This window comes from Ligilactobacillus ubinensis (assembly GCF_024160875.1).
GTDB lineage: Bacteria > Bacillota > Bacilli > Lactobacillales > Lactobacillaceae > Ligilactobacillus > Ligilactobacillus ubinensis.
Genome location: NZ_JAIULA010000006.1, coordinates 62,941 through 78,577 on the forward strand (window position 1 = coordinate 62,941; position 15,637 = coordinate 78,577).

Annotated in this window: 13 protein-coding genes; 4 read left to right on the forward strand and 9 right to left on the reverse strand. The window is 33.1% G+C overall.

Annotated features, from left to right (window positions below):
* Window positions 1-29: 29 nt before the first annotated feature.
* Genes LB941_RS04375 through LB941_RS04390 form a run of 4 tightly spaced genes read right to left on the reverse strand, consistent with a single transcriptional unit; the run spans window position 30 to window position 3,370 of the window.
* Window positions 30-635, reverse strand: a complete 606-nt coding sequence (locus LB941_RS04375) for a response regulator transcription factor (RefSeq protein ID WP_253359802.1) — start codon at window positions 633-635, stop codon at window positions 30-32.
* Entirely contained in the window at window positions 628-1,725 is a 1,098-nt protein-coding gene (locus tag LB941_RS04380) for a sensor histidine kinase (protein WP_253359803.1), read from the reverse strand. Before LB941_RS04380 ends, LB941_RS04375 begins: the two co-directional genes overlap by 8 nt.
* Complete coding sequence (locus tag LB941_RS04385) at window positions 1,725-2,480, reverse strand: ABC transporter permease (RefSeq protein WP_253359804.1); 756 nt, start codon at window positions 2,478-2,480, stop codon at window positions 1,725-1,727. Before LB941_RS04385 ends, LB941_RS04380 begins: the two co-directional genes overlap by 1 nt.
* Entirely contained in the window at window positions 2,480-3,370 is an 891-nt protein-coding gene (locus LB941_RS04390) for an ABC transporter ATP-binding protein (protein ID WP_253359892.1), read from the reverse strand. Before LB941_RS04390 ends, LB941_RS04385 begins: the two co-directional genes overlap by 1 nt.
* Window positions 3,371-3,700: 330 nt before the next feature.
* On the opposite strand from LB941_RS04390, the gene LB941_RS04395 reads away from it, so the two are divergent.
* From LB941_RS04395 to LB941_RS04405, 3 genes are read left to right on the forward strand one after another with little or no spacing between them, the layout of a single operon-like run.
* On the forward strand, window positions 3,701-4,942 hold the full coding sequence (locus LB941_RS04395; protein WP_253359806.1) for a phosphotransferase enzyme family protein: 1,242 nt from the start codon (window positions 3,701-3,703) through the stop codon (window positions 4,940-4,942).
* Between the two features lie 28 nt (window positions 4,943-4,970).
* Window positions 4,971-6,230, forward strand: a complete 1,260-nt coding sequence (locus LB941_RS04400; protein WP_253359808.1) for a class-III pyridoxal-phosphate-dependent aminotransferase — start codon at window positions 4,971-4,973, stop codon at window positions 6,228-6,230.
* Between the two features lie 28 nt (window positions 6,231-6,258).
* Window positions 6,259-6,708, forward strand: coding sequence for a GtrA family protein (locus tag LB941_RS04405; RefSeq protein ID WP_253359809.1), 450 nt, complete (start codon window positions 6,259-6,261; stop codon window positions 6,706-6,708).
* Here LB941_RS04405 and LB941_RS04410 read toward each other — a convergent pair.
* The 5 genes from LB941_RS04410 to LB941_RS04430 all read right to left on the reverse strand — a co-directional run bounded on the left by LB941_RS04410 (window position 6,692) and on the right by LB941_RS04430 (window position 14,318).
* Window positions 6,692-7,708: a zinc-dependent alcohol dehydrogenase gene (locus tag LB941_RS04410; protein ID WP_253359810.1), complete on the reverse strand. Its 1,017-nt coding sequence runs from the start codon at window positions 7,706-7,708 to the stop codon at window positions 6,692-6,694. The two genes, LB941_RS04405 and LB941_RS04410, sit on opposite strands and share 17 nt — an antisense overlap.
* On the reverse strand, window positions 7,683-9,119 hold the full coding sequence (locus LB941_RS04415) for a helix-turn-helix transcriptional regulator (RefSeq protein ID WP_253359811.1): 1,437 nt from the start codon (window positions 9,117-9,119) through the stop codon (window positions 7,683-7,685). The genes LB941_RS04410 and LB941_RS04415 overlap by 26 nt, the downstream gene beginning before the upstream one ends.
* Before the next feature lie 387 nt (window positions 9,120-9,506).
* The gene (locus LB941_RS04420; RefSeq protein WP_253359812.1) at window positions 9,507-10,691 is read right to left on the reverse strand and encodes an MFS transporter; all 1,185 of its coding nucleotides are present in this window, start codon (window positions 10,689-10,691) and stop codon (window positions 9,507-9,509) included.
* 17 nt (window positions 10,692-10,708) lie between these two features.
* Window positions 10,709-12,784 (reverse strand): FAD-binding protein, encoded by a 2,076-nt coding sequence (locus LB941_RS04425; RefSeq protein WP_253359813.1) that lies wholly within the window; start codon window positions 12,782-12,784, stop codon window positions 10,709-10,711.
* Window positions 12,785-12,827: 43 nt separating this feature from the next.
* Window positions 12,828-14,318: an FAD-dependent oxidoreductase gene (locus LB941_RS04430; protein ID WP_253359815.1), complete on the reverse strand. Its 1,491-nt coding sequence runs from the start codon at window positions 14,316-14,318 to the stop codon at window positions 12,828-12,830.
* Window positions 14,319-14,671: 353 nt separating this feature from the next.
* On the opposite strand from LB941_RS04430, the gene LB941_RS04435 reads away from it, so the two are divergent.
* Window positions 14,672-15,586 carry a LysR family transcriptional regulator gene (locus tag LB941_RS04435; protein ID WP_253359818.1) on the forward strand — a complete coding sequence of 305 codons (915 nt, stop codon included), beginning with the start codon at window positions 14,672-14,674 and terminating at the stop codon, window positions 15,584-15,586.
* Window positions 15,587-15,637 lie beyond the last annotated feature (51 nt).

Below are 15,637 nucleotides of genomic sequence, written 5' to 3' on the forward strand. Positions count from 1 at the left end.
AGCTTACAAAATGTAACTTTATACAAAAATTAACTCCAGCCATTTCTCTTAGCAATCTGAACTGCTTCAATTCTGCTTTTTGCACCTAATTTACTAAAAATTGCAGATAAATAATTACGAATCGTTCCTTCTGTCAAAAACATTTCATTTGCAATCTCTTTTGTCGTTAATCCTCGCCCAACTTCTTGCAAAACTTCCATCTCACGTGTAGTCAATGGATTATTATCAGCTGATAGCATATTAACTACCAAATCAGGGTCATAAACTGTTTGACCCTGATTTACTTCCCGAATTATTTCAATTAATTCATCACTAGGACTGTCTTTAAGTAAATATCCAGCAACTCGTGCTTTTACAGCTTGTTCAAAATAGACTTTTTGAGCAAACGTTGTTAAAATTACCACTTTTATCGCTAAATTTGCTGCATTTATTTTACTTGCCAATTCTAAACCTGTCATTTTAGGCATTTCGATGTCTAGAATTGCAACATCCACGCCAAGCTTTTGAATGTCATTCCAAGCAGAATCTCCGTTTGTTGCACTGCCTACAACATGAAAATCATCTTCTAATTCCAATAATTGCGTCAATGCCGAATTTAACATACTCTGATCTTCTGCTAAATATAGTTTAATCATAGCTATTCACCCTTAACTGTGTCATTAAAACATGCGTACCTCTTTTATTATGATATATTTGCAGATTTCCCTTTCCTTCAAGCATCCGTGCTCTCATTCCCTTAATACCATTAGAACTGTTTTCATCAAAGTTTCCACCATTGCCATCATCAATAATTTCTACTTGATAAAAATCGCCTTCATAACTAAAAATGAGCTGAACCTCGTGAGCTTTAGCATGCCGTAAAATATTGCTAACCGCTTCAACTATCGCTGCTCCAAATCTATCTTGAATAGTTGTTGGCCATTCCCCTGCCTGTTCTTCTCCCTTTGAAAAAAACAAGATATTAGCTTCAGATAAATTTTTAGCCTGATTTAACAAAACTTCACTTAAAGACTGCTTATGTAAATCATTGACAATATTTCGAACTAATTTTAGATTTTGGCGACTTGTCTTTTCAATGTCCTCTAACTCACCAACAACCTTCGCTGGATTTTTAAGTAATAATTTCTTTGCCAACTCGGTTTTTATTGTAATCATTGAAAAACTCTGTCCTAAAGTATCATGTAAGTCTCTTGCAATCCGTTCACGTTCACCCCGACGAATAATAGCCTCCAGCCTGCGGTTCGTTTGATTTAATTGACGTTGCTTATAAATCGAGAAAGCAAAAGCATAAGCAATTATTGGTGATACTACAGGAAATATCATCCCCATCATAGCCTCTTGTCTCCACACATTGGGATACACAGACTGTAAACGTAAAAAACTAATCACAAGAATTAGATAATAGCTTATCGCAAAAAATTGATAGTACTTTCGAGGGTAACGCGCTAAAATAAATGAAACTTGCCAAGCTGGAAAAATTATCAAATAGAAATTAAAAGAGAAAAATGCAAAAGCTCCTGTTATCAATAATTCAAGCGGGATTGTAACTATTCGATACTTTGTCACTTCATTAACTAATATATATATTATTATAAAAAAAACTATCATTAACAGCCAAAATCCATCTTTAATATTCTTTATTGGCAAATATTCTATTGCAGAATACGGTAAGTATATGAACCAGATATATGAGAACCAATCCATACTCTTTATTTTTCCAAGCATTAACTCGATAACTCCTGTTTTCTATAAAATCTTAGAACTACTGCTACTCCTATAAGCCCCAATACAATCCAAATAATCATTCCAATAAAATTTGTCAATTTGAGTTTCTCACCTAATAATACCTCACTCAGCAAATCATTAGCAAAAAAAGTAGGCATGACTTGTCCAATCTTTTGTAACCAAGTCGGCATAACACTCAATGGCCACCAAAGCCCACTAACGATAGCTAACGGAAAAACGATAACATTACTTACTACATTAAGAGTTTCCTGTTTCTTCAAGTAAGAAAGACAAGTACCTAATAGCACCATTGGCAACTGACCAATTACTACAATTAGCATACATTGCAGCACTTGAGTAAAATTAATTTTAACTCCATTAAACACAACCGCTATCATTTGCAAAACAATACTTGCTACTAAATTGAGCAAGATAATCAACATATAGATAGAAAAATAATAATATTTCGTTTTATGCGGCGTTAACTGCAAAAAACACAGAAAGCCTTTATCCCGATCTGTTTTCAAAAGTGAAGCAATTCCAAATATTGCGGATATTATCCCACTGTATATAATCATACTCCCCATATATGTCAATTGGAACTTTTGAACTTCAGTTCCAGTCCCAGTAATCATAACTTTAGTAAAGAGCAAATAAAATCCAGCTGGCATCAATAAAGAAAAAAACAAAAAAGAAAAGTTTCTGATAAAAATACGGTTAATATCAAATTTTAATTGTCCTAAAAATATCTTCATTATGCTAACTCCTCTTCATTTGTCATCTTCAAAAAAATGTTTTCCAGTGATTCTCTTTGCACTGAAATATTACTTATTTCTCCTAAAAAGGGCACTAAAGCTTTTAGTGTTTCATCTCCATCTTCACTATTCAAACAAATCCACTCTGCATCTGTTTGAGCGCTTGAAATAACTGCTGCCATTTTTTGAAATTTTTTTAATGCTAATTTAGTTTTAAAACGAATAACAGTTTTTTTATACTTATTTTGCAGTTCTTGTAAAGTTCCCTGGAAAGTAAGTACTCCATTTTGCAAAATTAATAGTCTATCCGCCGTCTGTTGAATTTCTTCCAAATAATGACTTGTAATCATAACTGTTTTTCCAGCATCTCGCAAATCTTCAATTCGCTGCCAAAACACTTTTCGTGCTTGTGCGTCCATCCCCACAGTAGGTTCATCTAAAAATAATAAATCTGGATTTCCCACTAATGCAACTGCAAATGTCACTCTTCTCATTAAACCACCAGAAAGATTTTTTAATAATTTGTTTTCATGTTTTTTCAAGTCTACCTTTTGTAGTAATTCTTCTACATCTAGCGGTTCATCATATTGACTGGCTGCTTCATTTAACATTTCAATTACAGTTACGTTATCAAGAACCATATCTCCTTGCAGCATTGAACCTATTTTCTGACGTGCTTTTTTTCCACCGGGTTTACCGCCTAAGATTTCTACTTGTCCATTTGATGGCAGCAAACCTAACAAGGCATTCAAAAGCGTTGTTTTTCCCGCACCATTTTCTCCAGTCAAACCAATAATCTCACCACTATTAATAGTTAAATTAACATTCTTCAAAACTTCTTTTTTCCCATAGCTAAATTTTAATTGTCTCGTTGTTACAATTTTATTCATCATTTCACCTCCATCTAAACAATACGACTTTTCGCCTAAAATCTCCTAGTAGCTATTATAATCAATCGATCATGATATTTGTCATGTATTTATCTTTCAAAAAATCAATGTTATAAATAATTACATGTATCGCTTATTTTTTTTACATTTTATAATAAAAAAGGGCTACCTCATTCTAAATAGGCCGTAATATGTTATAAAAGTTTACATTGTCCGATTCAAAAACTAAAAAGTTGCTAATTTACGCTATTTTTTTCGCCTAATTATCCTTATTATTTTCCTAAGCCTTACTTTTAAAAAGTTACAACTGAATCATGGAGGAGATCATCTATGGAGAATAGAGAAAACAATAACTACCTTTTTAACCAATTAACTTTTCCTGAAAAAATACAACATCTAAAAGATGTCGGGGAAAAAGCCAAATTGTTATGGGGCTACCCATCTAATGCGACTTTAACACTACTTAATTTTACAGAAAATGCTACTTTTAGTTTAGAATACCCTGGTATGGACAAAGTCATTCTACGTGTCCATCGTTTAGAATATGCAAGTTACGACAATATTCATACAGAACTAACTTGGATTCTAAACCTTCAAAAAACAACTAAATTATCCGTAACGTGTCCACGAAAATCAATTAATAATAATTACATTGAAGCAATTACCACTCCAACTCTAAGCGAAAAACGTTATGTAGTCTGTTTTAATTATTCTTCTGGTCATGCCCCAATTGATTCAAGCGATGATAACGAAAAACTAGGAGCTATCATTTCATATTGCAATTCTTTACCAAATTTTCTTACCAATCCAATATTTCGTTTAGCTGCTAATTTACAAATATTATTAGGCAATCCTCAAAAAACAACTTTAACTAGCGAAGATAGGAGCCTATATCAACAAATTGGAAAAATTGCAGCCACTTTGCATACAGCTGCACAAAAATGGACCTATCCTAGTTTTTACAATCGTATTGAGTGGGATTTTGCTGGCACTTTTGGCAAGAAAAATAACTTTTACAATTTTGACTATCACAACACAGATTGGCTAAAAATATCTGAAATAAATATTTTAGATGATTGCGTAACGTTAATCAAAAAACGTCTAGAACAATATGGCAAATCAAAAGATCGCTACGGCATGATTCATAGTGATTTGAGAGCCGCTAATTTATTACAAAAAAATCATCAAATTACAGTCTTAGACTTTGATGACTGTGGCATGGGGTGGTTTATGTATGATTTAGCCAGTGTAGTAGCTTTTACAGAACATAGACCCGATATTGAGCAAGTACTATCAGAACTAATTACAGGTTATACCCAGGTGCGTCCCTTAACCCCAGAAGACATTCAAGAACTCTGGACTTTCATCATGATGAGACGAATTGGTTTATTGCAAGGTTTCTTTTATCGTTTAGGGATGGTTTTTGAAGGAAGTGGCGAAACCGTCCAATTAACTGACGATGTTTTAGCCTTTTTCGCCAAGGGAACTATCGGCTTAGCAAAACGATATTTGAAAAATTATTCATTATCAGATTCAACAGTGACAGAAACTCACTCAAATGTTTACCAATAAATATCAACCTACACGGAGGATTTATACTATGAAGAAAACAGCACATGAAATTTATGACGAAGCACAAAAAATTTGGAACCCTGGTAGAGTAGAGATGTTTAGATCCTTTGGCTTTGAAATAGCTATGGGCGAACGTCAAGGAAGTTATTTTAAAGATTTAGACGGCCACGAATATATCAATATGCACTCAAACGGTGGCGTTTTTAACTTAGGACATCGAAATTCTGAAATAAAAGATGCGCTAATTGCGGGCGCTGAATTAGTTGATGCAGGCAATCACTATTTTCCTTCTGAATTCAAAAATGAATTAAACGAAAAATTACTAGCCGTTTCTCCAAGTAATATGCGCTATGTTTTCACACTAAATGGAGGTGGTGAAGCAATTGATGCTGCTGTTAAATTTGCTCGAAAGGCTACTGGTAGGCAACGTTTAATCAGTCTATCTTGTTCTTTTCACGGTGGTTCAGGAATATCTATGCAAGCTGGGAATCCTGACCTAGCCACCTATTTTAACATGACTCCTGATCCTAAATTTTATACCCATATTGAATATAACAATTTAGAACAGTTAGAAGAAATTCTCAAAAAAAATGACACTGCTGCCGTTTTAATTGAAACAATTCCTGCTACAGCTGGCTTTCCATTACCCATCGAAAATTATCACATAAATGTTCAAAAACTGGCACATCAATACGGCGCTTTATACATTGCTGATGAAGTTCAAACTGGTTTATTACGTAGTGGCGAGATGTGGTGCTGCTGTAAATATGGTGCAACCCCAGATATGATTGTCACTGGCAAAGGATTATCTGGTGGCTACTATCCTATGTCCGCAATCATTATGAATGAGCAAGCCGCTGGTTGGATGAAAGAAGACGGCTTTGCCCACACCTCTTCTTTTAACGGAACTGAACTTGGTTGTATCGTATCATCTAAAGTTATGGATATACTAACAAGACCGGAAACAATAAGTAACGTTGCTATGCTAACTGATTTATTTGAAAAAGGCCTAAAACAAATTCAAGCAAAGCATCAAGATTTTCTAGTTGAAGTACGTCAATGTGGCGTTATTATGGGATTAAAAACCGCTCATCCGTATGGCGGTCAAGCTTTAATGGCAGCTTTAATTAAAAATGGCGTTTGGGCTGTAATGGCTAATTTCGATAAATCAGTCTTACAATTTAAACCGGGATTGTTAATGGAAAAGAACACTGCAGAAAAAGTACTTGCTATATTAGATATTTCATTAACGCAAGCAGCAGAGATGTTGCAAGTCCCTGCTAACTAACACAGTCAATCAAGATGGAGGATAGCATATGGAAGAACGCGGAAAAACAGAATTTATACGTACTTTAAAGTATTTTACTTTTGCAACCTCAGCCGGAATCGTAGAAATAGGAACTTTTACTATCTTGACACAACTTACCGGTTTGCATTATTGGGAACGCTACTTAATTGCGCTAATTTTATCAGTCATTTGGAATTTCACTTTAAATCGTCGCTTTACTTTTAAATCAAATAACAATATTTTAGTTGCTATGACAAAGGTATTTGTATACTATCTAGTTTTCACTCCTACATCCACTTTGCTAGGTAATTATTTAGTAACCACACTCCAATGGAATCAGTATCTTGTTACTATTATGAACCTACTGCTAAATGGGATTACTGAATATCTTTACCAACGCTTAGTTGTATTTGGCAGATCCATTGATTCTAGAAATATCTCGGTTGAAAATACTCCTGATCTCAACAATCAACTTTAATTCCAATCCTTGGAAACATCTGTTGTTGTTCAATTGAGTATGCATCAAGAAAATCAGTTAAAGAATATTCTTGACTAATTAAATCATCTAATTTCATTTTTTGTAATAACACTGCTGTCTGTTGCAGCAGTGTTTTTGTATACAAAAAAGAACTTGTTAAAGTAAGATTCATCGCAAAAAATTTAATTGAGTTAACTGTAATTTCTTGTTGTGGATCAAAATATACTGTCGTCAAGCACGTGCCACCTCGCGCTGTTGCATTGATAGCAACATTAAGTAAATCTGGATATGCAGAAACCGTTAATACTGTTTTGGTAAATCCTGTAAAATCTGATATTTGCAATAATTCAGTTTCAAAATTATCACTGTAAAAATCAACAATATAATCTGCTCCAAATTTTCTAGCTAGCTCTTGATTATTCTTTTTATTTTCAACTATCGTTACTTTAGCTGTCGTAAATAACTTGATTAATTGTAATAAAACTAAACCATTAAAGTCTCCACCAAAAATACAAACGTTGTCATTTGCAGTTATCGCTAATTTTTCAAACGCCATATTTACTACAGCAACAGGTTCTAACAGACAACCTATCCGAAAAGATAGGCTATCTGGCAATTTGATTAGTTGATCTGCTTTCCAAACAAGATAATCACACAATGTACCTCCATTAATCTGTAGGTTTAAACAATTATGTTCTTGATGTTGCTTGCAATATAAGCATTTTCCACAAAAATGCACCACTGTTCCTGAAACTGCTTGCCCAATTTCAAAACCAGCTGTTTTCGCCTTATTGCCTATAGCAACAATTGTTCCAGCCATCTCATAACCCGCAATTCCTGCCTTGCCATAAAAATCCCATGCACGTTGCATTCTCAAGTCTTGGATACCAATTGTACAGTAAGCAACCTTAACCTTTACATCTTCAACACTAACAATTTGAGGCTCTACAACTTCTTTAAATTCTATCGCTCCACTACTTTGATGCCAAATCGCTCTCATACTTTTTCACCTCTAACTGTTGTTGCATCTTTTTTCGATAAACACTCGGACTTAATTGACACGCTCTTTTAAAAAAACGACCAAAATAACTTACATCTTGAAAACCCACTCGCGCCGCTACTATAGCAATTGCATCTGAACTGTAACATAATTGCGATTTCGCCATTTCTAATCGTAACCAATTAATCACCTCTAAAATAGTGTACTTAAACTGCTCTTTAAATATTCTATTTAAATATATCTTATTAATCGCCATTTTATTTGCAACATTTTCAAGTGACCAACTTTCTTGAAAATGTAACCATATCACATCAATACAACTACATAGTGTTTCTTTGATCAAAGGGGAACGATACACTATAGGTTTCATCTGTGTCACATTAGTTAGTATCCAAGTTAACTCTTCTTCGATAGAAGAGAAATTTTGAAAGGTAAGCAATACTCGTTCGATTCGATGACTTAATTGCAAATACAAACGCAAACTTAATCTAACATGTTCTAGAACCACAAAATCACAACTTTGTTTAACCAAATGTAAATATATATCTTGCAATAGTTGTCGTGCAATATCCAAATCGCCACCAAATAATGCTTTAATCAATGCTAGGCACTGCTCAGCAACCGCTTTTGACACATTAGTAGAATATTTTTTCTCAGTTATTGGCATTTGCATTGTTTGGCCACTCAAAAAAAAGCTACGTTGTTGGACCTTTTTCAAATAGTATATTTCCGATTGTAAATTTTGCCAGGCAATATTTTTTTCATAAACAAATAAGCTCGTTACTCCCCATAAGGTTGTTATCATTTGTCGAACTTGATTAAAATTAATTCGTTGTTTTATTTCAGAGCGTTTGATTAAGATTAAAGCCTCTGAAGTCGTATATTCTATAATTTGAAGCTGACAATATTCGACTAATTGCTTTTTTAGTTTTCGCAATGAGTTGTCTTCTATTTTTGTAAGATAGCTTTTTATCCACAGCATATGATACGTGTCATGTAACAATGTAACTTTTTTAATATTTAGCCATTCTAAATCAATTGTAAAAACTTTACTTTTCCGCGGTGTATGATAGATAATTAATTTATCTATAAGTTCAAGCAAGTTTCTCATATTCAAATTAGCAATTGGCAGCTGAACAACTTGTTGTAATTCAGTAGTTTTATCTGATTCATTTAAAAGAATAATTCCAAACTCCCACGGAGCTGTCTTGAAAGAAGTTATAATTTCTTGATATGGTAGCAAAACAGATGTATCTAATATAACTAAATCTGCATGATTGGTGTAAAAAAAATCAACTGCATCTGTACTAAAAGGTACTAGGTGACTAACAAACTGTTTTTGATTTCTTAGAAATTCCCATATACGCTTTAACAATCCACGGTTTTCCGATATTACAATAATGTTATACATAGCAATCACCTTAATTAGTTTATTGACTCTGCCGTAAACAGAATAGTTATCTTACTATATTCCACATAACCGCTTATTGCATAATTATGTTTATTTACGAATACTCTAGTTTAAAAAACAATTAGTGTCAAGAATTATCTTGAATATGTCAAATGTATTTGCTAATCATTTATATATAAAAGCAACGTCACTATGGTATATTCTCCTTATAGACTTTATTTTATAGTAAGTCTTATACAACGCTATACAATTATTTTATATTAATATAAAATGCAATTTTATTCAAAATACATTTTTAAATTAATCACTAAAAAAGCATCTGAAATTAGTCTAACTAACTTCAGATGCCCCTTTACTATATTTTTTACTTTTGTCCGCTTATATCAACTACGCTCTTTTATATTCAATAGCCGTATAAACAAGATGTGCGATTCCTACAATTGCAAAAATATAACCACTGACTGTAAAAACGCCAGCTGGACTACCCATACCAAATAATTGCGCTATTCCGTTTGTAGCTATTGGTGATAAGAAAGCCCCAAAAGAAACAAACATCAAAACTATCGAAGTTGCTAAATTTCCCGAATTTTTTGGCGCAACTTCACCTAGCCTAAAGAATCCTTGTGGAAATACCCAACCAAAGAACCATCCACCAACTGCAACACCTAAAATCATAATAATTAAGGTATGTGAATTTGCAACTATTATGAAGGAAATAAATATACCTAACAATGCAATTCCCATTATATAATTTTTCAATATATGTTGCACTTTACCAAAAATTGAGCTTGAAACCATCGACACTAATGCCATTCCTCCCAATACAGAAGAAGCAACTGATGTAGAGGTAATTTTAGCAGTAACAACAAATGATGGTAATTTTATCGTCATTACCATAAACAATGCTATGCCTATTAACATCAATGTTGCAATTGCAAATACGTGTGCATTCGTTGCTTGCTTCTCTTTTTTTGAACTTGAATCAGCTGCTGTTTCATCTTTATCCGCTGGAATACGTACCTTGTATCCAAATAACAATAATGGAATAATAGCAATTGCAAATCCCATAAATGCAACTCTCCATCCACCTAATACTAAAACGCCCATTAATACACCAAAAGCAGCATTACCTAAATTTTGAAAACAATTTTGATATCCAAGCATATTACTCAAATCTTCATCTTTATAAAAGATATATAACATTGAAACTGAAAATGGATTGAATAGTCCAAATCCAAGCCCCATTAATAAACGACATGCTGCAATAGCCCAATAATTATTTAGAAACGCAGGTAGAACACCTCCAATTAAAAATAGGAAGAGTCCTGTCATTACAGTTTTCTTGATACCTATTTTTTTTGCAATAGCTGTTGAAAATAGAATCAAAAAGACAACACTTAAATTAGGTAATGAAGATAACTCCTCTATCGCTTCTTGACTCATATTAGGAAAAGCTTTCTCAAGTTGTGGAGTCGCTACTGAAAGTAAAGGAGCTGTTTGTGCTAACAACGATACCGATAAAATCCCTAATTTGAATGACCAATTATCAGTATTAATTTTTGCTTCTTTCATAATATACTTCACTCCTTCTACATATTGGCTAATTCAATACCCAAAACTCTTCCCAGAGTCATGGCAAGACCTAATGTTAAACCTTGCATTGGAGTACAATATTCTATTGCAAATCGGCCACCACTATTGTTTCCTGTGGCATATAATTTTTCTATTGGATTATAGTTTCCATCTAATACTTTTTGATTGGAATCAATATTCACTCCATTTAAAGTTACTGTACCTGTCATTGGTTTTTCTTCAACACAATACATACCATAAAAAGGTCCTTTATCTACCGGCAACAACAACTTAGGATCACGACCAAAGTCTTCGTCTTCTCCCCTAGCACAATACTGATTGTATTTAACTATTTCTTTCTGTATTGTTTTTTTATGTTTCTGATCAAATCCCATGTAATCTAATAAATCACTCAAAGTATCTGCACCCCAAGCACAAACGGAATCTCCTTCATTTTCTTTAGCACCCAATGCTCCACGTTCCACCCATGAATTAAAAATTTCATGCAAATCAGCATCATCTTCTTTGCCAACAGGTAAAGAAAAATGTTCCGGTGTCATTTTAGACATTAATTCTGACCAATGACTATCAAATATAGCATAATATCTTCCAGGTTTCATTCTTTCCACTCTCTGACGCATCCCAAAAACTCCTAAAAACGTTTCATCAGAGAATCGTTTGCCACTACTATCCAACCATACAAAAGGAGATCCCCATGGGTTTTCAGCACCATGAAAACTAGCACCCCAACGCAGAACATTACTTGCATATGTTTCAGAACCTAAAACAACTTGTGGATCTACCAATGTCCTAGGGCCTGGATCCATTGTTGCTCCTGCCCACATAGCCATTTTTATACCACTGCCATCACGACCAAAACCAGCACATTTTAATTCACTGGTATCAAGATCATGACTTTTATAAAGTTCACGTTTTTCATCTTGTAATGCCGCATACATTTCAGGGTTACCACCATAATCACCACCAGCTAAAACTACGGCTTTATTAGCAACAAATTTAATATAATTTCCTGCCTTATCTTTAGCTATTAACCCTGTTGCTACTTTTTTAGTGACATCTTTATCATAAAAACTTACTTTCCCTGTACTATCAGTTTTTTCTGCTTTTTCCTGAACAATTTTTTCAGTAACAAGTAGTTTTACACCTCTTGTTTCCCAATACCATTCTGCTTTTCTATTCTCTGCCTGTTCAACAAGTGTTGTTGCGGCAGCATTAAAGTCAAATTGTACCGTTCCACACCACGAAGTGAACTTATTAACTTCTTTTCCACGAGGTAAATAATCATAATTTTTTAGGAAGTCCACGTTATGAATTACAGCCTTATCAACTACTTCTTTAGGCGAATGTGCAACTAGCCAATCTATCATTTCACCACTATTATCAACAAATTTTTTTATCAATCTAGGATTCGTTCTATTATGTGATCTACGTTGATACTCTGCAATAAATTCGCTTTTTCTTATTTCAGGGGCACCTCTTTTAATTGCAAAATTTGAATTAATAGAAGCTATATCATGCAACCCATAATAAAATATAGAATCTTTAGCTTGTTCCTCGATAACTGCAACACTTGCTCCTTCTTCTGCAGCAGCAAATGCGCACATTGCACCTGAATCTCCTCCCCCCATAATAATAATATCCGCTATTATTGTTTTTGTTATGTTTGAATCATCAATCACTGGTTCTTCATCTAACCATCCTGGTTTATCAACTTTCTTTTCAGTTGCTTCAACTTTTTCTCCCTTTGCTTGAGCCAAACACTTATTTACTGCTTGAATAACTGCTTTTGATGTAACGGAAGCTCCACTAATCACATCAACCTCAGTAGATTGCTTTTTTAAAATTTCTTCTTTTAATTTTGGCGCTGCTTTTTGTCCTAATTCAGGTGTTTCATTTGGTGTTTCAATAATTATATTTGTGATATTGTTAGAATCCACGGTTAAAATTACTTTTACTCTTCCTCCAATACCATTTGCAAATGCTGTATATGTGCCATTTTTATATTTACTTTTTTTATTTCCAGAAAAGCCACCTGGATTCTTTAAAAAATCTCTCGATACATCATTTGACATTTTGACATCTCCTTAATTTAAATACGATTTGATGCAACAGTAGCTATTCTTTATTTTGAATATCTTTAACAGCAGCTAATCCAGCCAATCGTCCAGAAGTCCAAGCAAATCCTGATGCTAATCCTTCATATGCCGGATAACTATGTCCTTCATAATAACCACCTGCATTTGCTCCACCAGTATACAAACCTCTAATGATATTTAAATTCTTATCTAGAACTCGCATATGACTATCAGTTCTTACTCCACCAATTGTACCTAAATACGCGACCTGTGCAATAAATGCATAGAATGGACCATTCTTAATGTCATAGACTAATGAATCTTTTGATTTTGAAAATTCAGTATCTTCATTTTGTTCAATTATCTTATTATAGTTTTCTACTGTTTTACATAAAGTTGATTTTTTCATTCCTGTTTTTTCAGCTAATTCTTCAATAGAATTTCCTTTGAATGCTGTTTTTTGTTCAACTGCTAAATCTGCTAATTTAATAAAGTCACCCTTATCCGTTGATGCTCCTGGACCAGCTTTTGAAACTTCTAATTGTGGTTTGATATCATAATCCTTCAATGTACTCGAATCCACAATTAAAAAATATTTACCTCCCACTGACCAACCTGCATTTGCCCACTTAACAGTGTCATATACAACATCTTCATTAGTAAATCTAGTTCCAAAATCATTAACCCATAGTAAAGGTGTCAACAACAATCTGGTTATTGGTGAATTTGAAAAGCCTGCTAAATGTTGCTTATTGGATTCTTTAGAAACTGCAGATTTTGCTAACTGTGCTGCATGTATTAAAGCAGTACCATCAATATCTACTGCACCGGCCTCTTCCATAGCATCTAATCCCTCACCCATATTTGGAACCCCTAGTGTCCTTAAGTTTGTTGTTTTCATGACTTGAGCTACTTTATCTTTGTTGCCTCCAAAACCACCAGTAGCAATAATAGTTGCTTTCGCCTTTATTTTAATTATTTCCCCTATATTATTAGTTACTTGGGCGCCGATTATTGTACCATTTTCATCATGTAACAATTTTTCAAAGGAAGTATCAAACCAAAACTCAACTCCTTCTTTTTCCATATAATCTTGTATATTCTTATAACTTTCTGGTTTATCTTCATACATATGATAAGAACCACCAGCATATAGATTATTTCGATGCGCAAATTGTGTTGTCTCAGTTACCGGATTAAGTTTAATTTTCATGCCCATCTTTTTAATTTCTTCAAGTGTCGGTTTCGCATTCTTTACTACTTGCTTAACCAAAGAGCCATTATTTAAATAATGACTATATTCCATCAATTGCTTAACTGCTTCATCATAACTTAGTTGTATTCCTTGCTTCCTTTGTTCAATTGTATCAATTGCAAAAAAGCCACTCGAAATTCGTGTATTTCCTCCAATTTGATTTAATTTTTCTATAACTAATACTTTTAATCCATTTTGCGCTGCTGTATGTGCCGCTGACAATCCAGTACCACCAGAACCCGCCACAACAACATCAAAATTATAAATATCTGTCATCAAAATCACTCCCAGTAATATATAATTATTTAAAAACATAGGTTTTTCTTTACAAGGAAACAATTTATACAAAAAGTAAAAATGTTCACAAACTTATTATAGCTGTATTTTTTATATTGTAGTATGATACATATATGCTCCTGCCGAAATTTAATTGCGGGTATTCACCAAAATATTCATGATAGTACGTTGCTAAACTTTAAAAACATATCAAATACTATTCTCATCGTCTACCTTTATTATCTAAATATAGAATTTAATTTCACAATCAATTTTTAGCACTAACTACTTCAAAACGATAGCTATAATGTATTAATAAATAACATATTATTCTAAACGAAGGAGTCATTCGTATGGAAACAGAACAACTACTTAATTTTATAGATACAGCAAAAGCTGGAAGCTTTCAAAAAGTTGCTGATAAAAATTTTATATCTCAAAGAACCGTATCCAAACAAATGGAACGTCTTGAAATTGAACTGGGAGTTAAACTTTTTTATAGAAGTCATAATAAAATTGTTTTAACTGATGCTGGATACATTTTCGTAAATATGGCTCAAGAAATTGTCAACAAATTAAATTTAAATATTATAGAATTAAAAAAAATTGCCAGTGCTAATAATAATAGATTACGCATTGGCTATCCAACTGCTTTTGACCTAAACTCAATAATCAAGAATATCTTAACTTATACTTCTCACAATATGCCGAAATTAGACATTACATTCTCTGAAGAAAGTGTGGGCCATTTATTATCTGATCTATCACAGGGTTACCTAGACTGTGCCTATATAACAAATTACAACATTCATAATAAATTTGAAAAAGAACTTGAAGATTGCATTTTAGAAAAAAATTCGATTAACTTCGCAATTAATAAACTTAACCCTCTTAGCAACCTAAAACATTTAGATATTTCCGATTTATGTAATCAAAAAATCATTTATTGGGCACTTGATGACTCTCTAAAGGAACAAAGTTATATACAAAGAATAATGGATACTAACAAAAGTTATAACTCTTTTGTTCGAGTACAAACACTTGAACAATTACAATTATCAATCGCACTTAATGAAGGAATTGCATTATACCCTAATACTGTTTACAAACTTCTAGCATTTGAGGATCATATCAAAACAATTCCATTGTTTAAAAACAAAGTTCAGCAATACTATGCAACTCATTTGGTTTATCGAAAGGAAAACAATCAAAATGGTCTTAAATATTACTTAAAAGGGATCAATCTCCATTCGCATAAAAATAATTAATCTTTGAATTTAATTAAATAACTCATTAGGTATATTAATAATTTATAAAGC